Here is a 21886-nt window from a genome sequence, read left to right as displayed (position 1 = left end):
GTGCCGGGCGGAAAACGGACTCGAATCACGGCCGCCCTGCTCGAGGCCGGGCACACCGATCTCGGACGTGTCTGTCAGTGCCGGTGCGATCGCGACCCGTCTCCCGGTTGTGCCGACACATCGGTACAGGAGTCCGTCTCAGTTCGCCGTGGACGCCGTCGCTGTCCGCTGGCGGGCTCGTTCGTGCTCCCGCCGGTGGGCCTCGAGGTCGAAGGACGTCTTCACGAGCACCATCACGGCGACAGCGCCGGTCGGTGCGCCGAACCACTCGAGCGGGATCGAACCGAGGACGATCGTCACGTGCAAGACGACGATGCGCTCGAGAGGGTCGACCATGAGCGTTACCGGGCCGTTCCGCTCGAACTCCCGTGCACCGAGATAGTTGAGGCGGTAGGAGAGGACATGGTAAATGGCGAGGGGGACAGCCGCGACAACGACCGCGGACGGCGACGCGGTTGCCATATCCGGAAACTCGCTTGGCAGTCCGTACAACACGAACACGCCGTGGAAGAGCCAGAACGCGCCGAAATAGGTCCCAAAGTATCTCGCGATCGCCCGATTCGGCTTCCCGACGAACGACTCGAGCGTCCGTGGGGCCGTGTCGCCGACCGAACTGATCTCCCACGCGGGCAGTTCGTCGGGATCGTCCGTACCCTCAGCACGACGGATCTTCGCGACGTAGGCCATCCCCAAGACGCCGCTCTCGAGCCAGTAGATCACCAGCAGCGAGTGCAGCGTCCAGCCGAAGAAAACGACGCCGACCAGTGAAACCAGATTCGCGACGACCACTCCGGCGGCGGCGATCCGAGAGCCGGTCCGGGACGAGCGCATAGCGATCGATTCCCGTTCCTGAATGATAAACGGTCCGCCATGTTTCTGAGACTGCCGAAGCCGCTGTCGTCGAACACGGTGGGCTCGAGTCGAGAGCATTCCAAGCCCGAACGGCAAGGGTCGAGTCGGCGGGCGGGTACTAGACCAGGCTTGCGCCGTCGAAATCCCCGCGGCTGTACTCGATATCCATCAACTCGAGGATGGTCGGCGTGATGTCGAACAGGTCGGCGTCATCGATCGTCACGTCGGCGTCGTCGACGTACAGCGACGTGTTGTCGAAGCTGTGCATCCCGTTTCGGGGACCAGTAGTGAAGATGTCGGAGTCGGCTTTGAACCCGGATTTGAGGTCGAAGCCGTTGTTCGGGATGACGACCAAATCCGGCGCGATATCGTCGTGGTCGCCGCGGAACGCGGCTTCCTTTTCGACGACTCGGTCGACGACCTTGTTGCCGTTTGGCCCCTCGAGTGCCTCGAGGTCGGCTTTGAGCTGATCGCGAACCTCGTCGTACTCCTCCTCGGAGACCGAGCCACGCGGTTCGCGGCCCTCGAGATTGAGGTAGAACCGACCGGGGATGAACGAGTAGGCCGTGGTGTCGTCGGCGATGTCGCCTAACTCTTCTGGACTGTCAGTGTTGAACGAGAGCCAGCCTTCCTCCTGAAGCCATGCGTTGAAATGGACCTCGTAATCGAGACTGGTAAAGCCGTGGTCGGAGGCCACGATCATGGTGACGTCCTCCGGCAGCAGCTCACGCAGCCGACCGATGTAGTCGTCGATCTTTTGGTAGAACTCGAGGAACTCGTCTTTGTAGTCGCCGTCGTGCTCGTAGTCTTTGAACAGGAAGTGGTTGACCCGGTCGGTCGTCATGAACACGCCGAAAAACAGGTCCCAGTCGTCTTCCTCGATGTAGTGTTTGAACGCCTCGAAGCGGGCATCGACGGTCGCATGAGCGTCCTCGATGAACTCGGCTTTATCCTCCTGATGGCCGAGTTTCGGATTAACGTCGATCCGGTAGTCCAGCGACTCGAGATGGTCACGGACGTCGTCCGGGTAGGCTGCTTTGTCGAGTCCAGGCGAGAGAAAGCCTGAGACCATCCGCTGAACGTTTCGCTGTGGTGGGAAGGTAACAGGGACGTTCATGACGGTCGCCTGTCGGCCAGCCTCTTGGATACGGTCCCAGACACGGTCGGCCTGCACTTCACGCCCCATCGGGACGTAGGTGTCGTAGGTGCCGACCTCCCGGTCCTGGAAGCCGTAGACGCCGGTTTCACCGGGGTTCATCCCGGTCGTTAGCGATGGCCAGCAGGCGCTTGATTCGGGCGGCACGATACTCGAGATCTCGCCTGCCGTTCCTTCGTCGGCGAGCGCTGCGAAGTTCGGAAACAGGTCCTCGTTTTCCGATAGAAGACTGTACGGCACGCCGTCGACCCCGATAAATGCGACTCTGGGGGCACCGTCACCCCGCAGTCGATCGAACAAACCCATGGACGGACGTAGTTCAACCGTATACAAGAAGGTTCGTTTCGGGACACTTTATTGAGAATGTCTACGACGGAGTCATGACTACGATATCGATCAAACAGCATCGACGTGACACGGAAGTCGTGACTCGGGATGACTGCCGGCGTCGCGGCCTTGAGCGAGACAACAGCGAGATCTGCCGCCTTCGGGTGTGAGAGGGCTACTCGTCGCTGTCGTCGTCCACAGTGGCATCGAAGTTCGTGGGGACGACCGTCAGGTGGGCCATACCGACACCGGCGTCGTCGGTGTCGTCTGCCTGGGACGTTCGTGGGGACGGGTTGGTTGCTGCCATAACAGGTCGATATACCCCGTCCGACCAGATAAAATTACTCATGCTCATAATGCATGAGCCAGACGCGAGCGTATAACTGCCGTGAATCAGGTCGTGACGAAAACAACAGTGGAGCCCCGGCGTGGAAAACGTTATCAGGTCGATCGACACTGGCATCGATCGCTTCCGGCGCATTGGGTCCGGGCTCGAGGTCATCTCAGCGGCCGACCATCGCTCTGCAGTCCACGGTCGATCAAAAAGTACTTTCGTAATCAAGTGTCATGTTCGGGACGACGGTCATCAGATTACGACAAGACGCCGTTCGGTTACAATCCACCAATATCCGGCGACAGCGTAGCCAATACATCGAAAATAAATTGGTCGAGAGTGGCGAATGGTTGGCAAGTCTTAAATAGTCTGATGACATTTGCAAAAGTATGTCAGAGGCACAATCAATCACCGACGGACAGAGTATTGCACGCGAGCTTACAGCGTTCCAGAACAACATCCTCGTCATCCTCGCTAAAGAGCCGATGTACGGCCTGGCGATCAAACGCGAACTCGAGGACTACTACGGAACGGAAGTAAACCACGGACGTCTCTACCCGAACCTCGACGAGCTCGTCGACCTCGGTCTAGTCGAGAAGAGCGAACTCGACAAGCGAACCAACCAGTACTCGCTGACCGACGACGGCTACGAGGCCGTCCTCGACGGCATCGAATGGACGCTCTCGAAGGTCGTCACGGGCGACGACCGCGCCGACGAGATCAACGAGATCGTCGAGAACAGCTACTGAACGCGACTCCCCAACTCCACCAGAAGCAGTTTTTCATCACGCGGTATCGAAGAATCCCTCAGGACGTGACTCCGAGGCGATTCACCGGATCTGTGTGTCAGGCATCGGCTCTTCGGCAGTCTCGTAGACGAGTCTGATCGACTCGTCGATCACGGCTCGTTGCTCGTCCGATGGCCAGCTGTTTCGCACGAAGTACTCCGTCCGAAACTCCGACAGCTCCTCGTCGGTCATCGCTTCGATCTGTTTTGCATAATGGTTGCCGACGAAATCGGCCAGTGCGGTCGCGTTGTCGCCATGGATATCGCCGTGGCTCGCTCGCACCTGTTTGACAAGCTCTCGGTTGTGCGCGTCGACGACGTCCCAGTCGTCGGGGTCGCCAGTTCCTTCTAGTGGGACCTCGACTGCACGGGAGAGATCGTCGATACGATCGGTCCTGATGACGCCTTCTGCCTTGTCGTGCCACTCCTCGGGATGGAGCACGAGCACGTCGTCACCATCATCGTCGCGAATACGGGCTGTAAAATCGTGGTCCTCGAGGAGTTCGGCCCGTCGCTGTGCGTGGGCCTGTGCCTCGCTTTCATCGGGAGTCGTCCGCGTGAGGCGAGTGAGTCGTTCGGCTTCGTCGACGACATCGGCAGGGAGCTCTTCGTGGCCGGCGTCGACTGCATCGACTTCTGGGTTGTCGGCCCCATCGGCGCCACTTTGGCGCTCGTTCGAATCGGTCATACTGATCCGTACGCGCTCGAGGACTTTTCCCTTGCTGGTCTCGTCGCCGAGCCGTCGCCGCCTCGTCTGTGAGGCGCCGTGAGAGCGCTCATCCCTGATCGAGCACCTCGTTCGCCAGACGGTCGGCACGAGCGTTAATCTCACGAGGGACGTGCTCGAGTGTCCACTCATCGAACGCAGACAGCAGCTCGTGGACGGTGACACGCTGTTCGCGCAGTTCCGGGTTGTTCGTATCGTACTCTCCGCGGACCTGCTTGACGATCAGCTCAGAGTCACCGCGAACGTGGACTTCGTCGTAGCCGTAATCGCGGGCCGTCTCGAGTGCCGAGATCAGTGCCGCGTACTCGGCCTGATTGTTCGTCGTCGTCCCGATCCGCTCACCGCCTTCGGCGACGATGCCGTCGCCAGTAACGATCACCCAGCCGGTGGCTGCAGGGCCCGGGTTGCCGCGACAGGCACCGTCAAAATAGACGTGCGCGCGGCCGCCGTCCTCGCGCAGCAGTGCCTCGATATCCTGTGGGTTCTCACCCTGGATGACGATTTTATCGTCGTAGGCGACCGCTGTCGCGCCCTCACGGCTTGCTCGCCAGCGCTCGTGGTCGGTGTTTCCCGATTCGACAGCTACTCCTGCATCCTCGAGTCGTTCTCGAGCGGCCTCGACGTCGCACTCGATAACCGGCATTCGTGGCTGTTGTCGGCCAGAATCGGATAAAGTCTTTCCGGTTCCGAATTGTAAACCTTGTCCTTGAAGCGCTGTGTGGCCTGATTTCGGGCAATTAGCGACAACGGATGAAAACTCGACCCAAGAGTTTATATACGTTGGTGATACTACTATAAAAGTGCGATGACACGGTCCACCCGCCAGCGGGAGCGAACGCGTGAGACGGACGAGACCGAGGATCAGGAAGGGGTTCGTGCATGCCCTGAGTGTGAATCGGAAAATCTCGTAAAAGACTCCGACCGGGGTGAGCTCATCTGTGAAGACTGTGGGCTCGTCGTGGAGGAAGAAAAGATCGATCCCGGTCCTGAGTGGCGGGCGTTCAACCACCAGGAACGGCAACAAAAGTCCCGCGTCGGTGCGCCGACGACACAGACGATGCACGACAAGGGGCTGACGACGACGATTGACTGGAAGGACAAAGACGCCTACGGCCGCTCTATCTCCTCGAAAAAGCGCAGCCAGATGCATCGGTTGCGCAAGTGGCAAGAACGCATCCGAACCAAAGACGCAGGCGAACGGAACCTCCAGTTTGCACTCAGCGAGATCGACCGGATGGCTTCGGCGCTTGGCGTCCCGCGCTCGGTACGGGAGGTCGCGTCAGTGATCTATCGCCGCGCGCTCAAAGAAGACCTCATCCGCGGTCGATCGATCGAAGGTGTCGCGACATCCGCGCTGTACGCTGCCTGTCGGAAAGAAGGGATTCCGCGCAGTTTAGAAGAAATCTCGGAAGTCTCCCGCGTCGAACGCAAGGAGATCGGTCGCACGTATCGGTACATCTCACAGGAACTCGGCCTCGAGATGCGTCCCGTCGACCCGAAAAAGTACGTTCCCCGCTTCTGTTCTGAACTCGAACTCTCCGAAGAAGTCCAGACGAAGGCCAACGAAATCATCGAGAAAACGGCCGAAGAAGGACTGCTTTCGGGCAAGTCACCCACCGGCTACGCCGCCGCTGCAATCTACGCCGCGTCGTTGCTTTGCAACGAGAAAAAGACCCAACGCGAGGTCGCCGATGTGGCCCAGGTGACCGAGGTGACGATCCGGAATCGATATCAAGAACAGATCGAAGCGATGGGAATTCACGGCTAACTCGTCCACTCACCAGTTTCGCCTTTTTATTACGGAGAGCGCGTGTACGCGCTGGACTACCCCGATACTGGCTGTCGAACCGCCAGCACGATCAGGTCCGAAAACGGCGTCTCGGATTCGCCGCTGCCACCAGCGTGTTCGGATAGCTCGGCAAGCGTAAAGCGGTGAATTTGCTCGTCCTCGTGGGTCAGCTTCTCCAAGACCAGCGCCTCGAGGTCCGGTTCGGCTCCCTCCTCGAGCAGGAACTGGGCGAGATCGCCGGGCATCCGGTCGTACGGCCGTGGAAGCACGAGCAGGTGGCGTTCGTCCTCGGTGACGGCGGCGGCGAGCCGGTCCATATCGGCCTCGAGGTCGCCACTTTTGTGCAGTGTGACGAACTCGGTGTCTTCCATCGGCGTTCGGGCACGGCTTGCAGCCATCTGGATCGAGGAGATGCCGGGGACGACGCGAACTGGTGTCTCTGGATCTTCACATTCTATGGCGTCCTGACGAGCCTGCGAGTCAGGGCTCGTGGAAGCGCGCTCCACGGCGTCTTGGACTTTCCCGACGAACTGATACCCCGAGTGGTTGGGGTCGCCCATCGCGACGGCCGTTCCCGACTCGCCATTTGCGACACGTTCGCCGAACGCCTCGAGCGCTTCGGCCTCGTCTTTGTAGCCACAGGTCAGCAGGTCGGCGTCGGTCAGGTCCTCGACGAACTCGACAACGGTCGTGAAGCCGACGACGACGTCGGCCTCGCTGAGTGCCCGCCTGCCGCGGGGCGTGAGAAACTCCTGATTTCCCGGCCCGACGCCGACGGCGTAGACTGGGTCGTCAGTCGCCTCATCGATATCTGGCTCCGGCACTGCCGCGGCGAACGTCGCCGGATCCGGCCCCGACTCGAGATCGTACTCGTCGCTCATTGCTCGCCCTCGGTCGCGTGGTCTCCGTCTTGTGCCGCTCGCGTCTCGGCGTCGAGCTCTAACTCGAGATCCTCGGTCCGGGCGTCTTTTGCGACGTGGATCAGCTCGTTCGTCAGCGCGGCTGCCAGTCCGCTGCCGCCGCGGCGACCGACGTTGGTTATCGCCGGCACGTCGTAGGCCTCGCTGACCTCGCGGATGCGCTGGCGGCTCTCCTCGGCTTTGACGAAGCCGACCGGCGTCGCGACGATTGCCGCAGGGCGTGTGCCGTTTTCGATACAGTCTGCAAGCGCGAACGCGGCCGTCGGGGCGTTGCCGATCACGGCGATCGCACCGTCGTAGACGCCCTGTTTGTCGAGTTCGAGCACCGAAGCTGCGGTCCGTGTCATCCCTGTTTCTTTCGCTAGTTCGGCCCCGTTACCGATCGCCTTGCGCTTCTCACAGTTGTGGCCGCGGCCGGTGATCCCGGCTTTCGACATCGTAATATCGGTGACGATGGTCGCCTCCTCGAGGACGGCCCGTGCGCCGGCGCGAACGGGGGCGTCCTCGTCGTCGCCGATCCCGTCACATCCCGTAAATTTGATCAGATGCTGGAACTCGATGTCGCCCATCGAGTGGACCGACTTCTGTCGAATTCGGTCGGCCAGCGTCTCGTCCGGCACGAACTGCCGGACGATATCCATGCTCGTCTCCGCGATATCCATCGCGTTCTGGGTCGTCGCACCCAGATCGGCGTACTCGTCCTCGAACTCCGATTGCTCAGTCATCGTTCGTCACCTCCATCGCCGGATTGGTCGTCCGCGCCTCGAGATCACCTTCGACCTCGAGGTTCAGATCGCGCAGCCGATCGACCGTCTCGTCGTCGGCGTCCCAAAGATCGCGCTCGATGGCCTCGAGTAAGGTGTCCGTGATGGACTCGAGCGCCCACGGGTTCACCTCGCGCATCCACTCCTGGCGATCCTCGTCGAAGGCGAATTTTCCGGCGACCTCCTCCCAGAGCGTGTCGCTGACGACGCCGGTCGTGGCGTCCCAGCCCAGCGTCACGTCGACCGTCGTCGAGAGATCGCCAGCACCCTTGTAGCCGTGGTCTTCCATCGACTCGAGCCAGTCGGGGTTGAGCACGCGGGCGCGCATGGCCTTGCGGACCTTCTCTTCGTTGGTGTAGACGTCCACGTTATCCGGATCGGAGGAGTCACCCACGTACGAGGCGGGTTCCTCGCCCGAGATCTCCGACACCGCGGAGATGAACCCGCCGTGGAAGGCGTACCAGTCCGAGGAGTCGAACTCGTCTTGCTCCATCGTGTCCTCGAGTTTGACCGTCGCGTCGACACTCGAGAGTCGCCGTTCGAAGGCGCCGTGGGCGTCGGAGACGCGGCCGCGCGACCCCATGGCGTAGCCGCCCCACTGGACGTAAACGCTTGCGAGATCCGAGCGGTCGTCCCAGTTGCCCTCGTCGACGGCCTTGTTCGTGCCGGCTCCGTAGCCACCGGGTTTCGTCGTGAAGACGCGGTGTTTCGCCGCTTTTCGGGCCGCTTTCTCGTCCAGCCCGTCGTCCTCGAGGTCGGCTTGCTCTTCCTCGACGTGTTTCTTCACGTAGTTCATCTCGTGGGGTTCGTCGAGGTCGACCACGGCGTCGACGGCGTCGTGGATAACACCCGCCGCGGCAGGGAACGCATCCCGGAACAGCCCGGAGACGCGCGTGGTAACGTCGATCCTGGGTCGGTCGAGGTCCTCGAGTGAGATCGGCTCGACGTCGTCGATGCGACCGGCGTCAGTCCACTGGGGTTCGACACCCATCATCGCGAGCACCTGCGCGATCGTCTCGCCGCGGGTTCGTACCGTGGGGGTCCCCCACGCCACGACGCCGATCTCCTCGGGGTACTCGTCGTTTTCGCTGTAGTGGCGCTCGAGGACGCCCTCGGCGACCTCGCTTCCGACCTGCCAGGCGGCCTTCGCCGGCACCTTGCGCGGATCGAGCGTGTAGAAGTTCCGCGCAGTCGGCAGCAAGTCGACGCCGCCGCGAGTCGGCGCGCCCGACCCGCCTGGCGGGACGTACTCACCCGAGAGTGCGTCCGCAGTTCTCGGGATCTCGTCTTCGGCACCCTGCACGCGGGGCTGGGCCTCCTCACAGATGTACGCGAGGGCCTTCCGGAGGTCGTCGTGGGCTCCTGGCTTCGCCCGCGCGTCGCCGATCGTCTCGAGGTCGACGATCAGGAGGTTGATGTTGACCTCACCGTCAGACTTCGTCTGACGAGCCTCGTCCTCGCGGCGCTCGGACGAGACGTCGTCGGACCGCATCTCGCGTTCCGAGACGGGGACGTCGAACTCGTTCGCCGCGAGCGTCTCGATCAAGTCGACGCTGGTCTCGTAGACGACGTCGGCGGCCTCGGCATACGTCATGCCAAGCGCGTCGTCGTACGTTCCCGGCGAGTCGAGCATCATCTCGTAGTCGACGCCCAGTGCGCCCGCCACGCTCTCGCGCAGGCTCGGCGCGCCGGGGTTCTCGAGGCGGGTCAGCGCGACGAGATACTCGGTCAGACGCTCACCTTCCGGCGGCTCGGACATCGTATGGAGCCCGAGTCGGATCTGGGTCGTCTTCACGTCGGTGAGATACTCGTGAATCCGTTCGACGAGATCGTCGATTTCGAGCGCATCGCCCTCGACGTCGCCTTCAGCGAGCGTCGAGCCGGCCTCGTCGGGGCCGCGAACGTCGGCTTTCTCGTCGATGGTACCTGTGATACCCAACTCGACCGCGAGATCCAACTCCTCGACTGTCTCGCGCATGAGACCCTCGAGATGTTCGCCGTCGTCGGCACGGGCGTCTTCCATCCCGGCCTCTCGGTACTGGTTGGCGAGTTCCTCGAGTTCGGATAGCTCGTCGTACGTGCCGGCGTTTCGCATAACTGGCGTGAGGTAGTCGACGATGGCGGCATACGAGCGCCGCTTGGCCTGGGTCCCCTCGCCGGGGTTGTTGACGATGTAGGGGTAGACGTTCGGAATGTCGTCGATCAGCTGATCCGGCGCGCTTGCGCCGTTGAGCCCGACAGTCTTGCCGGGGAGCCACTCGAGGCTGCCGTGGGTTCCCAGATGGACGACCCCGTCGGCCTCGAACTCGTTTCGGAGCCAGCCGTAGAAGGCGTAGTAGTCGTGGGGTGGCTGCAGGTCCGAGTCGTGGTACACTTTCGAAGGGTCCATGCCGAACCCACGTGGGGGCTGAACGGTGACGAGCACGTTGCCGAACTCGACGCCCGGAATCGCGAACGGCCGGTCCGGAACGTCACCCCACTCCTCGAGAATATTCTCCTGAAATCGCTCGTCGGCATCCGAGAACCACTGCTCGTAGGTGTCTGCGGAAACCACGTCGACCGACAGGTCGCGAACGTCCTCGGGCGCGACCCAACGGTCCTCGAGGGTGAGTTGGGCGGTCAGTTTCTCGACGAGTGTCTGGCCGTCCTCGGGCATATCGCCGCCTAACTCGTACCCTCGAGACTCGAGTTCTGCGAGCAGGTTCACGGTCGACTCGGGCGAGTCGAGTCCGAAGGCGGTCCCGATCCCGTCGTCGCTCGGTGGGTAGTTGTGGAGGACGACAGCGATCTGCTTGTCCTCGTTCGGCGTGTGTCGTAGTTGTGCCCAGTTGACTGCCAGCCGGGTCGCGTGGTCGACACGGTCATCGATCGGGTAGTGGTGTTTCGGCGCGCTGCCGATGCCGGCCTCGTCGTCGGTGCGCTCTTTGCCCGAGATGGGGTGCGTAATGACGTTACCGTCGAACTCCGGCAGTGCCACGGAGAGGGCGAGTTCGAAGCCCATCACGCCGGTGTCGCTGGATTCGTATCGCGAGCGCGAGCGCATCGTGGTGACCGTCTGCAAGACCGGCACCCCGAGCCGGTCGAGGAAGACGTCCTCAGCACTCGAGCCCTCATCGCTGGCGCTGCGGCCGCGCTCGTCCATCGAGAGCGAGAACATAAACGAAGAGAGCACGGCGTCGACGATCGGCTTGCCCGCGTCGTCTATCAGCCACGTGTCGGTCACCCACTCAGCGTCTTCCTGTTCGTCCGTATCCGTCGCCGGATTACAGAAGATCGGGAGCGCGTTCGCACCCTGCTCCTCGAGCGCCCGAACTTGGGCGTCGACGTAGCGGGTGTTCTCGTGGGTCCAGTGGGATTCGTAGAACCAGACCGCGACCGTCGGCTTGTCGGGGTCGTGGGTCTCGAGCAGGCCTTCGTACTCGATGCCCGGATGGTCGGGGTGGTAGACTCCCTCCGTTGGGAGTGTCGCCGGCTCGTCGTAGTCGACGTCGCGGCCCTCGTACTCGGCGATGAGGAAGCGACACAGGTTCGCCGTGTTGATCGTCCCGCCTTTCTCGAGGTACTCGTAGGCGAGGTCACGATGGGTCGCACTGACCGTCGTGTCCTCGATGGCGTAGGCGTCGCCGGTCGCCTTGACGATCAGGGGAACCCCCGCCTCTTCGAGGGTAGCCGTCGCATACTCGTAGCCCGGCATGCTGTCTTCGGCGCCGTGCAGCCAGAAAATCGCTGCCGTGGCGTCGGTCAATTCCTCAACGAACTCCTCGATGTCGGCCTCGTCATCCAGGTCGCTTTCCGACCGAACGACCAGTTCGACGTCCTCGAGGCGCTCGGCGGCCCGTCCAATCGAGCCGAGTTCGTTCTCCGTCGCGGTGTAGATCCCAATCCGTGTCATCGCGTTTTTAAACCTCTGTTGTGTTAGCTCAAATATGGTTGCAGACGCTGGGGACAAAAAGTTGTCGTCACTTCCTTTTCCGGCGATCGTCGGGCAAAACGAGCTCAAACGCGTGCTGCTCGCCGTCGCGGCCAACGACGGGCTCGACGGCGCACTTATTAGTGGCGAGAAGGGGACCGCGAAGTCGACTGCCGTCAGGGGACTTGTCGATCTGCTCCCCGAACAGCAAGCGGTTGCCGACTGCCCCTACGGCTGTTCGCCCGACGACCCGAGCCGGCAGTGTGCGGACTGTCGCGAGCGCGATCCCGCAGAACTGCCGGTCGAGACGCGACCAGTCCCGCTCGTAACGCTCCCCCTAGGGGCGACTCGAGACCGCGTCGTCGGCACGCTCTCGGTCGAGGACGCATTGGCCGGTGAGGCCGACTTCGACCCCGGCCTGCTGGCGCGTGCAAATCGCGGCATTCTCTACGTCGACGAGGTGAACTTACTCGACGACCACCTCGTGGACGTCATCCTCGACGCTGCTGCGAGCGGCATCAACACCGTCGAACGCGATGGGATCAGCCGCTCACACCCGGCCGAGTTCACCCTCATCGGGACGATGAACCCCGAGGAAGGCGACCTCCGTCCGCAGCTTCGTGATCGCTTCGCCCTCCAGGCGACTGTCGAAGGCTGTCGAGACCTCGAGGACCGCGTGGAGATCATCGATCGAGCACTTGGAGACCGCGGCGACGACGATCCGATGGCGTGCACCGACGCAGTCGAAACGCGCCGCGAGGAGCTTGCCACAGCCCGTGATCGGCTCTCGAGCGTGACGCTCCCGGCCGAGTTTAAAACGGAGATCGCCGGGCTCTGTCTCGAGGCCGGCGTCGACGGCCACCGTGGCGACGTCGCAACGGCCCGAGCTGCGAAGACGATCGCCGCACTCGAGGGGCGGACGACAGTCATCGAGTCGGACGTCTACGAAGCCGCCCGCTACGCGCTGCCCCACCGCCTGCGGAGCACGCCGTTCGAAGACGAGCCGGAGCTCGAGGACATCCTCGAGGACCGCTTTGACGAGGAGGAGTCGGACGGGGATGAGAACGAGGCTGACGACGCCGACGGCGAGAGCGATTCGGAGGTCGACGGGGACGGTGAGACGGGAAACGAGTCCGGCGGCGAGGATCGTAACGACGGCCACGACGACGCCGATTCGGGGCCTGCGGACGGAAGCGATGGTGGTGATGGCTCGAGCGACGGGCCCGACGGCGCTGGTGACGACGAGCGCCCCGACGACAGCGGCGACACAGCCGGTGGCGAGCCGTCACCCGCCGACACTGGTCCTGACGGGGATGGCGATGGCGACGAGACTGACGACTCGGGTGAGCAGGAGGGGGAGGACGGCGACAGGGAAGACGAGGCCCAGCCGCTGGTTCCCGGCCAGCAGCGCGCCGAAATCGCCGACGTCGGCGAGGCTCGAGCACCCGACCTCGAGTCGCCGGCCGTCGAGAGCCGCGACTCGACGGCTGCCGGTGGCTCACGCGCGAGTACGACGCCAAGCGTCGACAACCGCGGGGCACGCGTCCGGACTGAACCCGCCTCGGGCGACGGTGCCATCGACGCGGCGGCGTCGGTCCGATCGGCTGCCGCCCGTGGGAGTTCGCGCGTCGAGAAAGCGGATCTCCGACAGTCGGTTCGGGCCGGTGAGACGTCGGTGACCATCGTCTTCGCCGTCGACGCCAGCGCCTCGATGCGACCCGCGATGGAGACCGCCAAAGGCGTCGTCCTCGAACTGCTTCGGGACAGCTACCAGCAGCGCGATCAGGTCGCGTTCGTCGCCTTCGCGGGCGACGACGCCGACGTGCTGTTGCCCCCGACCGACAGCGTCTCGCTCGCCGCACGCCACCTCAAAGAGCTACCGTCAGGGGATCGCACGCCGCTCCCCGCCGGGCTCGAGACCTCGAGACGGGTGCTCGAGCGCGCGGAGACGGATGCCTCGGTCGTCGTGCTCGTGACGGACGGACGGGCGAACGTCGCCGACGGGAGCCCGACGGCGGCGACACGGCAGGCTGCACGCGGGCTCGCGGCCGACGAGGCGACGGTGATCGTCGTCGACGCCGGCGACGACAGCCGGGCTGGCCTCTCGAAACTGGTCGCGGACGAAACGGACGGCGAACTGGTCAATCTCGAGTCGCTGTCGGTCGAGACGGTTCGGACGGCGGCGAACCAGGCTGCCACGGACGAGTCCTAACGTTGGCGGTCGAGTGACGCCGAACCGCGTTACGGCGTGCCAGCGCCGGTGTGGATCAATACGTCTTTGACCCCCCTCGCACGTTATCCGACGAGTCTATGACTGATGAGGGGGACAAAGACGTAGACAGGGGCGCTGGCGACGAGGTTGATCGCGACGTCAGCGACCAGATCGAGTACGGAATCGACGACCGACCGCCGCTGGGTGAGTCGACGGTGCTTGGCATCCAGCATTATCTGACGATGGTCGGTGCGAACATCGCGGTGCCGCTGATTCTGGCGAGTGCGATGGAGATGCCGGCCGACGTGACTGCCCAGTTTATCGGCACGTTTTTCGTCGTCTCGGGGATCGCGACGCTGGCACAGACGACGTTCGGGAACCGCTACCCGATCGTGCAGGGCGCGCCGTTTTCGATGCTTGCACCCGCGCTGGCAATCATCGCCGTCGTCACCGCTGGCGGTGTCGGCGGTGCCGGGACAGACTGGCAGGCCGCACTCCTACAGCTACAGGGTGCGATCATCGTCGCCGCGGCCGTTCAGGTCGCGATGGGCTATTTCGGGCTCGTCGGCAAACTCCAGCGGTTTCTCTCGCCCGTCGTCATCGCCCCGACGATCGCACTGATCGGACTGGCGCTGTTCGACGCACCACAGATTACGACAGTCGACCAGAGCTGGTGGCTGCTCGGACTGACGCTCGTGCTCATCGTCCTGTTCTCGCAGTATCTCGATCTCAAACACAAGGCGTTCCGTCTGTACCCGGTTATTCTGGCGATTTCGATCGCCTGGATCGCCGCCGCGGCGTTGTCGGTCGATGGGACATTCGGTCCCGTCTCGATCGGCCCAATCGAACTTGGTCCGATCACGATCGACGGCGTTCTCTCCGGGGATCACCCGGGCTACGTTCCGCTGGGTGAAGTCACCGACACGTCGCTCCTCTTGCCGATCTACCCGTTCCAGTGGGGAACCCCTGAGATCACGACCGCGTTCATTATCGGGATGTTCGCCGGTGTGCTCGCCTCGATCGTCGAAAGTATCGGCGACTACTACGCCGTGGCGAATATGACGGGGTCTGGCGCACCGAGTGAGAAACGGATCAACCACGGCATCGGGATGGAGGGAGTGATGAACGTCTTCTCCGGCATTATGGGCACCGGTGGCTCGACATCCTATTCGGAAAACGTCGGTGCGATCGGGCTCACTGGCGTCGCCTCCCGCTACGTCGTCCAGATCGGCGCGGCCGTCATGCTCGTCGTCGGCTTCGTCGGCTACTTCGGCCAGCTGATCGCGACGATTCCGGATCCGATCGTCGGTGGCCTCTTCATCGCGATGTTCGCGCAGATCGTCGCCGTCGGCATCTCCAATCTCAAACACGTCGATCTCGACTCCTCGAGAAACGTCTTCGTCATCGGCTTTGCGCTGTTCGTCGGGTTGGCCATCCCCGAGTACATGGCTAACTTCGGCTCGACACTCGAGTTCCGCGATGCGGTCGCCCTCGAGGCCACGCTCGCGCCGCTGCTCGAGGCGGACGTGATCGCCGGCACCGTCGTCGCGGCATCGCTCGAAGCCGCGATGCAGGCGCTCGTTGACACCGTGTTCATCATCGGCTCGACGGGGATGGCTGTCGGCGGGCTCGCAGCGCTCGTTCTCGACAACACGATTCCGGGCAGCCGCGAGGAACGCGGGCTGGCCGAGTGGGACCGACTCACCGAAGACGACGCCGAGTTCGAAACGTTCTGGGAGCGCTGGACCGGCTCGGACGCCGACACCGACAGGCGCAACTGAGGTCGCGCCACCCGTTTTGGCTGTTTTCTCACAGTGTATGCAACCCGTCGAGCTATACGTCCAGCGCCCGACAAACAGTAGTAATGGCAACACTTCCACTCGAGGACGGCTCACTCTGGTATGAGACACACGGCGACGGCCAGCCGCTCGTGTTCATTCACGGCGGCTGGATGAACGGACAGACCTGGGCGCCACAGGTCGAGCGCTTCGCTGATGAGTATCAGGTGGTCATCCTCGACGTCCGTGGCCATGGCAAGACTGGTGCAACTGACTCCAGCCAGTACTCGATCGAACTGTTTACCGACGACCTCGAGGCGCTGTTCTCGGAACTCGACGTCGAAGACCCGATTCTCTGTGGGCTCTCGCTTGGCTCGATGGTCGCCCAGGAGTATCTGACTCGCCATCCAGATCGCGCAGCGGGCGCAATCCTCGGCGGTGCGGTTCGCTCGATGCCGCCAGTAACCCTGCCAGCAGGGATGAAACCGTTTATTTCTCCGCTGCCAGCATTGACGACGACGCTGTCGATGACGGGGCCAGAGATGATGTTTCGGTCGTTGCTGCTGTCGATTCAGGCAACAACCGGTGAGCAGTGGCTGTCAGTGGATCCGGCGGTGCGCTCGACGGCGCTGGATGCCGTTGGCGAGATCTCTCGCCGCGAGTTTCGGAAGGTGTTCAGCGCGCTCTACCGGTACGAGCCGTCTGATCTCTCTCACGTCGAAACGCCGACGCTCGTGATCCACGGTGAACAGGAGGTCCCGCTGGTCAAACAACAGGGACGGCAACTCGTCTCGGAGGTCGCCGACGGCGAGCGACTCGAACTCTCGAACTCGGGCCATCTCGTCAATCAGGACCGGCCGAACGCATTCAACGCTGCGACCGAGTCGTTTCTCGACCCGGCAGCGCGGTAATGTCCGCCCCAACACGTACGAATTATGAACAGTAACGCTCCGAAAGCCAACACGATTTGGCAGCGAGTGGAAGTTGATTGCATGCAAAAGGCTATCATGTGTCGGGACCACATAGTAATCGGAACGCCAGCCACGAATCCCTCACACTTATGAGCAGCAATTGTCCGGAGTCCGACGCCACCGACAGCACGGTACCGTCAAACGAGCACTGGTCCAGTGTTTCGAAACACGTTGTCAACAGCTATCTCGAGGCCAACAACGCGTTCCTCGCAGCAATGGGGATCTCGCCCTCGAGCGAGAGCGAGACAAGCACGATCACGACACGACGCAGGCCTGAGAACGCAGAGGCACCGATCACCGAACTCGCCTTCGGTAACGAGGCGTGGCTGATGGAGCGATCGGTCGACGACTACGACGACCTCGATGTCGGTGAGTACGTCCGGTTCACCAAGACGATCGATGACACCGACGTCTCCGCGTTCGCCCACATCTCCGGTGACACCAATCAACTCCATCTGACCGAGTCGTTCGCCGAACAGACGCAGTTCGGCGGTCGAATCGCCCATGGCACACTCGTCGCCGGAACGATCAGCGCTGCGCTGGCCCGTTTCCCCGGGCTCACGATCTATCTCTCACAGGACCTCGAGTTCCGTGCGCCGGTCGAAATCGGCACGACTGTCACCGCCAACTGTAAAATCATTGAGAAACTTGGCGAGACACGCTATCGGCTCCAGACGACAGTCGAGACCGACGACGAAATAACGGCGATCGACGGAGAGGCGATCGTCGTTATCAAGGAGCAACCTGCCAACTGATCGCGTTCCGGTGGCGTCGCCGAACCCTGACCGACGCGAAGCGTGCGCTTGCCGTCGACATCCGCTCCGCATGACACGGTCATCGCCGACACGATACAGGCCGCCACTGCGGCCGCGCCGTAAAGTCGGTACAGCAGTCCGTCACAGTCGTCGACGGCAATCCTGTGGCGTCGTGACCACCAAATCACCTTGGGCGAATGGTGATGTCCGCACGTCTCATCGTCACGGTAATGAGTAGCTCAGAATCGCAGTCAAAGATCGTTGCCGTCTGCCGTGCCTGTGACTCCGTCTACGTCTCCGAGCAGAAACCGGACGGGACGATCAGGCCCATTGGCGTCTCGGACGAGTGTTCCTGCGGTGACGGCGATTTTCACCGAGTCTCCATCCCGGACGATGCTGGCCCACCAGCGGCGCAATCTTCGAACTAAGTCACTGCTGGACGACCGTCCGAGCGTCCTGTTCGGCGTCGACATCCCCAACTATGTAGGGACAACTATGTTATGCCACACCAGTGTCTCTCGACTACGGGGAATTCAGAGGTAGCTATTCTGGTCCCCGATACACGACTGACTGCCGTTTGGCAGTTACTCGTGGACATCCTCCTGTTCGAGAATCCAACCATTGCCCCGACAGCCAGCAGATTTCGGTGCTGTGTCCGGTCTTCCGTCGGTATTCTAGCACTGCGGGCTGCGGAAGAGCACTGAAACGGGAATCATAAGTACACGGAGTCGTACGATCCATACGAGAATAGCTGTGGCAACCGCATCCTCGCCGTTCCCCCGCCCGATCGGCACTCGACAACGATTCTCTGCACTGCTCGCAGCGACTGCACTCGGTGTGTATCTCCTGTTAATCATCGGTGCAACGACGTCGCTGACGGATGCCGCGTCGGCGTGTTCAACGTGGCCAACCTGCCACGCGCCGACCGATCCACTGAGTCAAACTGAGCTCGCGATCGCCTGGGGCCATCGTCTCGCGGCTGTCCTCGTTGGCATCCTCGTCGCCGTGACAGCCATCACCGCCGTCATCGGTGACGTCTCGAGACGCGTCCGCGGAACGATCCTCGCCGGCACCGTCCTCTACGTCGTCCAGGTCGGCGTCGGTGGCGTCACGGCGATCGCCGGTCCCGCCGCAATCGCGCCCGGACTCCATCTCGGGCTTGGACTCGTGATCTTTACCTTGATCGTCCTCGCACTCGCGTGGGACCTCGAGCTCGCAACTGGGAGCGAGAACGATACGATCGACGACCCCGAGCCGTACGAGCCCGATACGGCGGCCGGCGATGGGACGGCCGTCGCCAGTCACCCGCTTCCCACCGGCGGCCTCGCTCGAGCACGGCTCACCGCGTTTGCGTACTTCAAGATGATGAAGCCGCGGCTGATGTGGCTGCTCTGTCTCGTTGCTGCCGCAGGGATGGCGCTGGCTGCTGGTCCAGAGCTGACACCTCAGGTCATCGTCGCCACGCTCGGCGGCGGTGTCCTCGCGATCGGTGCCTCGGGGACCTACAACCACGTCCTCGAGCGCGACGTCGACCAGAAGATGTCGCGGACAGCTGATCGACCGTTGGCGAACGAGCTGATTCCAGTTCGGAACGCGCTGGCGTTCGGTGGGCTGTTGACGGTCGCCTCGCTCGGCGTCTTCCTGACGATCAACCTGCTCGCGGCCGCGCTGGGCCTCGCCGCGATCATCTTCTACAGCGTCGTCTACACGCTGTTGCTCAAGCCAAACACGGTCCAGAACACGGTCATCGGTGGCCTTGCGGGCGCACTGCCGGCGCTCATCGGTTGGGCTGCCGTGACAAACGAGATCGGACTCCCCGCACTCGCGCTTGCGGGCGTGATTTTTCTCTGGACACCGGCCCACTTCTATAATCTCGCGCTGGCGTATAAAGACGACTACGCTCGCGGCGGCTTCCCGATGATGCCCGTTGTCCGCGGTGAGACGACGACCCGAAAGCACATCCTCTACTACATTGCGGCGACGCTCGTTGGCACCGTTGCACTCGCCTGGATCGCCGACCTCGGCGTGCTCTATGCCGCAACCGTTTCGATCTTCGGCGGGATCTTCCTCTGGGCGGCGATCGTGCTTCACTTCGAGCAGACCGAAGACGCGGCGTTTCGCTCGTTCCACGCCTCCAATGCGTTCCTCGGTGCCGTGTTGGTCGCGATCCTCGTCGATGCGCTCGTCCTCTCGGTCTCGTTGTTCTGATCGATCTCTCCTCCGCCGTGACGCCTTCCCCGTCGCCGTCGAACCGCACTTTCTAACCGTGGTGCAGCCATAGTTCCAGTCGAATGCACCGCCGTTCGTTTCTCACAGTAGCCGGCACGGGGGCGACCCTTTCGATCGCCGGCTGTACGTCGCTGTTCGAGGCCTCGCTTCCAGATGAACTCGAAGATGTCGAGCCCGATGCCGACCAGCTTCCGGTCCCGACGATCGCCAGCGGGCCAGTCAGTATCGACGTCTACGAGGATCTTGGCTGCCCCGCCTGTCACGACTTTCAGGCCGACGTCTTCCCCGATCTCGAGGCGCGACTCCTCGAGACTGGGGAGGCGACCTACCGCCACTATGACTTTCCGGTCTCGGCCGACGACCAGTCGGTCGCGATGGCGACCGCCGCTCGAGCGGTGCAGGCCGAGACGATGACCGAAGATGAGCCTGCCGGCGAGTTCTTCGCGTATAAGCAGGCAGTGATCGCGGCCGACGACTGGAGCGATGACGCACTCGCCGACCTCGCCGCGAGCGAGACCGACGTCGACCGCGACGCAGTCGCTGACGCCCTCTCAGATGGGACATACTATCCAACGCTCGTCGCTGACTGGAACCGTGGCGACGAGAACGGCGTCGAGGGCACACCGACTGTCATCGTCGACGGCGAGCAGATCGAGGACCCCTTCGAGATCGACGAGATCGTCTCGAGCGTCGAAGACGCACGCTAGGGACTGTCGAGTGAAGCGACGGCTTACCGGTTGCTGGATATAAAACGGTTCACGCTTTCGTCGCTGCCAGCGACGATGAGCTCGTCGTGTTCCTGCACGACGAACGAAGCGCCGGGATTCGTGATCAAGTCGCCGTTCCGTTCGACTGCGACGACGGTACAGCCAAGCTGTGCGCGGATATCGAGTTCTTCGAGGCTCCGTCCGACGAACTCAGGTGCCATCGTCCGAATGATCTCGAACTGTGTTTCCGGGGCCAGAATTTCTTCGTCCTCGAGCAACACCGACGAGAGCATTCGGCCTGCCACCGTCGACAGGGAAAGGACGTATTCGGCACCCGCTCGGTAGAGTTTGCGAACGGCTTCCGTCTCGTTTGCTCGCACGAGGACCTCGATATCCGGTGCGACCGCCTCGAGGACGAGCGTCGCGTAGATTGCTGTCGTGTCGTCATCGAGTGCGAGAACGATCGATCGCGCATCCGTACAGTCGATGGCGCTGAGCGTTGCCTCGTCGGTGATGTCACCGACGACATCGACACCGTCGGATGCCTCCTTGTCGACGACCGTCTGTGGAACCGCTGCGTCGGCGAGTCCCTCGCTGACAGTGCGTCCGACCTCGCCGTAGCCACCGACGATCACGCGCTGTGATCGCGTTGCCGAGGGTGAGACCGTTCTCGAGGTCAGTTCCGTCAGCGCGTCGTACTGACCGGCGACGAGCAAGATCGTGTTCTCCTCGACGACGGTCTCGGGATCCGGAACGGGCTCGAACTCTCCATCCATCCAGAGACCAATCACGTTGATACCCATTCGTTCGCGGATGCCAGATTCGGCGATCGTCTGTCCGGCGATATCGCTTCTATCCTCGACGAGCAACTCGGTGATCTCGAGTTGCTCGCCGAGTTCGATCGTCTCCTTGAGCTCTTCAGTGACTGACAGCGCCGCTTTCTGTGCGAGACTGTGCCCGAGAACCTGTCGCGGCCGAACGATGGCATCCGCACCAGCATACCGATGATAGGTCGCCACCTCGTCGTCTTCGGCGACGCTGACAATTTTGATATCGTCTCGAAGCTCTCGCGCGGTGAGGATCACTTCGGGATTGGCCTCGTCGGAGACGTCGATCACGATGGCGCGAGCGTCGTCGATGTTTGCTGCCCGGAGCGTCTGTTCTTGCTCTGGATTGCCAAGCATCGTCTCGATGCCATCGTCGGTGAGTTCCAGTACCGTCTCCGGATCGTCCTCGATGAAGACGTACGGGACGTCCGCGGCCTCGAGTTCGTTTCGAAGGACGTCTTCGCGTTCGGTATGCGAACAGATAATAACGTGGTCGGTCAGCTCGGTCGACTCCGCCGGCTGTCTCGCAAGCGCTTGCTGAAAGAGCGGGACGACGACCAACGGCAAGGCGAGAAAGACGAGCAGTACACCGGTGAGGTTCATCCCGATCACGATGGCGGTCATCGGGGCGGTCGTCCAGTCGTCAGCGTCGCCACCGAACCCGGCGGTAGTCAGGATCTCGATGACGGTCTGTGCCGACTGGAACAGCGTCCGGTGTTCGCCCTCGAACGCCATCATCGCCCACTGATAGAGAAGACTGTAGAGCACCATGACGCCGAAAACGGCGACCAGTGAGAGCCCGATCCGTCGCCACCAGGTATTCATTGCCCACAGATACGAC

Annotated in this window: 18 protein-coding genes; 9 read left to right on the top strand and 9 right to left on the bottom strand. The window is 62.6% G+C overall.

Translation table 11 applies throughout. From position 1 onward, the window contains the following. Window positions 1-138: 138 nt before the first annotated feature. From DV706_RS12130 to DV706_RS22315, 3 genes are all read right to left on the bottom strand, one after another. The gene (locus DV706_RS12130) at window positions 139-831 is read right to left on the bottom strand and encodes a DUF6498-containing protein (protein ID WP_240756762.1); all 693 of its coding nucleotides are present in this window, start codon (window positions 829-831) and stop codon (window positions 139-141) included. Between the two features lie 139 nt (window positions 832-970). Then, window positions 971-2314 (bottom strand): alkaline phosphatase family protein, encoded by a 1344-nt coding sequence (locus DV706_RS12125; RefSeq protein WP_006064366.1) that lies wholly within the window; start codon window positions 2312-2314, stop codon window positions 971-973. 196 nt (window positions 2315-2510) lie between these two features. Then, window positions 2511-2642 carry a hypothetical protein gene (locus tag DV706_RS22315; RefSeq protein ID WP_006064365.1) on the bottom strand — a complete coding sequence of 44 codons (132 nt, stop codon included), beginning with the start codon at window positions 2640-2642 and terminating at the stop codon, window positions 2511-2513. 416 nt (window positions 2643-3058) lie between these two features. On the opposite strand from DV706_RS22315, the gene DV706_RS12120 reads away from it, so the two are divergent. Next, window positions 3059-3418 (top strand): PadR family transcriptional regulator, encoded by a 360-nt coding sequence (locus DV706_RS12120; RefSeq protein WP_006064364.1) that lies wholly within the window; start codon window positions 3059-3061, stop codon window positions 3416-3418. Window positions 3419-3499: 81 nt separating this feature from the next. Here DV706_RS12120 and DV706_RS12115 read toward each other — a convergent pair whose 3' ends face one another. Together DV706_RS12115 and rnhA are read right to left on the bottom strand one after the other, a co-directional pair. Continuing rightward, complete coding sequence (locus DV706_RS12115; protein ID WP_006064363.1) at window positions 3500-4144, bottom strand: DUF7108 family protein; 645 nt, start codon at window positions 4142-4144, stop codon at window positions 3500-3502. A gap of 88 nt (window positions 4145-4232) precedes the next feature. Beyond that, on the bottom strand, window positions 4233-4826 hold the full coding sequence (gene rnhA, locus DV706_RS12110; RefSeq protein ID WP_006064362.1) for a ribonuclease HI: 594 nt from the start codon (window positions 4824-4826) through the stop codon (window positions 4233-4235). Between the two features lie 162 nt (window positions 4827-4988). Between rnhA and DV706_RS12105 the strand changes: the two genes are divergently transcribed. Continuing rightward, window positions 4989-5951: a transcription initiation factor IIB gene (locus tag DV706_RS12105; protein ID WP_006064361.1), complete on the top strand. Its 963-nt coding sequence runs from the start codon at window positions 4989-4991 to the stop codon at window positions 5949-5951. 56 nt (window positions 5952-6007) lie between these two features. Here DV706_RS12105 and DV706_RS12100 read toward each other — a convergent pair whose 3' ends face one another. The 3 genes from DV706_RS12100 to cobN are packed head-to-tail and all read right to left on the bottom strand — an operon-like array spanning window position 6008 to window position 11548. After that, a complete protein-coding gene (locus tag DV706_RS12100; protein ID WP_006064360.1) occupies window positions 6008-6853 on the bottom strand; it encodes a cobalt-precorrin-7 (C(5))-methyltransferase in 846 nt (281 codons plus the stop codon). Continuing rightward, window positions 6850-7617 carry a precorrin-8X methylmutase gene (locus tag DV706_RS12095; protein WP_006064359.1) on the bottom strand — a complete coding sequence of 256 codons (768 nt, stop codon included), beginning with the start codon at window positions 7615-7617 and terminating at the stop codon, window positions 6850-6852. The genes DV706_RS12100 and DV706_RS12095 overlap by 4 nt, the downstream gene beginning before the upstream one ends. Continuing rightward, window positions 7610-11548 (bottom strand): cobaltochelatase subunit CobN, encoded by a 3939-nt coding sequence (cobN, locus tag DV706_RS12090; protein WP_006064358.1) that lies wholly within the window; start codon window positions 11546-11548, stop codon window positions 7610-7612. Before cobN ends, DV706_RS12095 begins: the two co-directional genes overlap by 8 nt. 34 nt (window positions 11549-11582) lie before the next feature. Between cobN and DV706_RS12085 the strand changes: the two genes are divergently transcribed. The 7 genes from DV706_RS12085 (at window position 11583) to DV706_RS12055 (ending at window position 20218) form a co-directional block, all read left to right on the top strand. Further along, entirely contained in the window at window positions 11583-13778 is a 2196-nt protein-coding gene (locus tag DV706_RS12085) for a VWA domain-containing protein (protein ID WP_006064357.1), read from the top strand. Window positions 13779-13876: 98 nt separating this feature from the next. Beyond that, window positions 13877-15559, top strand: a complete 1683-nt coding sequence (locus DV706_RS12080) for a uracil-xanthine permease family protein (RefSeq protein WP_006064356.1) — start codon at window positions 13877-13879, stop codon at window positions 15557-15559. An 83-nt stretch (window positions 15560-15642) separates the two neighbouring features. Further along, window positions 15643-16467 (top strand): alpha/beta fold hydrolase, encoded by an 825-nt coding sequence (locus tag DV706_RS12075; RefSeq protein WP_006064355.1) that lies wholly within the window; start codon window positions 15643-15645, stop codon window positions 16465-16467. A gap of 149 nt (window positions 16468-16616) precedes the next feature. Further along, the gene (locus DV706_RS12070) at window positions 16617-17282 is read left to right on the top strand and encodes a MaoC family dehydratase (RefSeq protein ID WP_006064354.1); all 666 of its coding nucleotides are present in this window, start codon (window positions 16617-16619) and stop codon (window positions 17280-17282) included. A gap of 230 nt (window positions 17283-17512) precedes the next feature. Further along, window positions 17513-17710, top strand: coding sequence for a hypothetical protein (locus DV706_RS12065; protein ID WP_083901990.1), 198 nt, complete (start codon window positions 17513-17515; stop codon window positions 17708-17710). A 325-nt stretch (window positions 17711-18035) separates the two neighbouring features. Next, the gene (locus tag DV706_RS12060; RefSeq protein ID WP_006064353.1) at window positions 18036-19490 is read left to right on the top strand and encodes a heme o synthase; all 1455 of its coding nucleotides are present in this window, start codon (window positions 18036-18038) and stop codon (window positions 19488-19490) included. Between the two features lie 83 nt (window positions 19491-19573). After that, complete coding sequence (locus DV706_RS12055; RefSeq protein WP_006064352.1) at window positions 19574-20218, top strand: DsbA family protein; 645 nt, start codon at window positions 19574-19576, stop codon at window positions 20216-20218. 23 nt (window positions 20219-20241) lie between these two features. Here the strand turns inward: DV706_RS12055 and DV706_RS12050 are convergent, their stop codons facing one another. Continuing rightward, window positions 20242-21870 carry a potassium channel family protein gene (locus tag DV706_RS12050; protein ID WP_006064351.1) on the bottom strand — a complete coding sequence of 543 codons (1629 nt, stop codon included), beginning with the start codon at window positions 21868-21870 and terminating at the stop codon, window positions 20242-20244. Between the last annotated feature and the right edge of the window lie 16 nt (window positions 21871-21886).

It is taken from the genome of Natronorubrum bangense (genome assembly GCF_004799645.1).
GTDB classification, from domain to species: Archaea; Halobacteriota; Halobacteria; order Halobacteriales; family Natrialbaceae; genus Natronorubrum; species Natronorubrum bangense.
The sequence above is the reverse complement of the archived record's forward strand: the minus strand, read 5'-3'. Positions and strand labels throughout refer to the sequence as shown.

What these genes read in the sequence shown, in the direction of transcription:
- DV706_RS12130 (WP_240756762.1), bottom strand. Translation starts at nt 831, where the DNA reads ATGCGCTCGTCCCGGACCGGCTCTCGGATCGCCGCCGCCGGAGTGGTC.
- DV706_RS12125 (WP_006064366.1), bottom strand. Translation starts at nt 2,314, where the DNA reads ATGGGTTTGTTCGATCGACTGCGGGGTGACGGTGCCCCCAGAGTCGCA.
- DV706_RS22315 (WP_006064365.1), bottom strand. Translation starts at nt 2,642, where the DNA reads ATGGCAGCAACCAACCCGTCCCCACGAACGTCCCAGGCAGACGACACC.
- DV706_RS12120 (WP_006064364.1), top strand. Translation starts at nt 3,059, where the DNA reads ATGTCAGAGGCACAATCAATCACCGACGGACAGAGTATTGCACGCGAG.
- DV706_RS12115 (WP_006064363.1), bottom strand. Translation starts at nt 4,144, where the DNA reads ATGACCGATTCGAACGAGCGCCAAAGTGGCGCCGATGGGGCCGACAAC.
- rnhA (WP_006064362.1), bottom strand. Translation starts at nt 4,826, where the DNA reads ATGCCGGTTATCGAGTGCGACGTCGAGGCCGCTCGAGAACGACTCGAG.
- DV706_RS12105 (WP_006064361.1), top strand. Translation starts at nt 4,989, where the DNA reads ATGACACGGTCCACCCGCCAGCGGGAGCGAACGCGTGAGACGGACGAG.
- DV706_RS12100 (WP_006064360.1), bottom strand. Translation starts at nt 6,853, where the DNA reads ATGAGCGACGAGTACGATCTCGAGTCGGGGCCGGATCCGGCGACGTTC.
- DV706_RS12095 (WP_006064359.1), bottom strand. Translation starts at nt 7,617, where the DNA reads ATGACTGAGCAATCGGAGTTCGAGGACGAGTACGCCGATCTGGGTGCG.
- cobN (WP_006064358.1), bottom strand. Translation starts at nt 11,548, where the DNA reads ATGACACGGATTGGGATCTACACCGCGACGGAGAACGAACTCGGCTCG.
- DV706_RS12085 (WP_006064357.1), top strand. Translation starts at nt 11,583, where the DNA reads ATGGTTGCAGACGCTGGGGACAAAAAGTTGTCGTCACTTCCTTTTCCG.
- DV706_RS12080 (WP_006064356.1), top strand. Translation starts at nt 13,877, where the DNA reads ATGACTGATGAGGGGGACAAAGACGTAGACAGGGGCGCTGGCGACGAG.
- DV706_RS12075 (WP_006064355.1), top strand. Translation starts at nt 15,643, where the DNA reads ATGGCAACACTTCCACTCGAGGACGGCTCACTCTGGTATGAGACACAC.
- DV706_RS12070 (WP_006064354.1), top strand. Translation starts at nt 16,617, where the DNA reads ATGAGCAGCAATTGTCCGGAGTCCGACGCCACCGACAGCACGGTACCG.
- DV706_RS12065 (WP_083901990.1), top strand. Translation starts at nt 17,513, where the DNA reads ATGAGTAGCTCAGAATCGCAGTCAAAGATCGTTGCCGTCTGCCGTGCC.
- DV706_RS12055 (WP_006064352.1), top strand. Translation starts at nt 19,574, where the DNA reads ATGCACCGCCGTTCGTTTCTCACAGTAGCCGGCACGGGGGCGACCCTT.
- DV706_RS12050 (WP_006064351.1), bottom strand. Translation starts at nt 21,870, where the DNA reads ATGAATACCTGGTGGCGACGGATCGGGCTCTCACTGGTCGCCGTTTTC.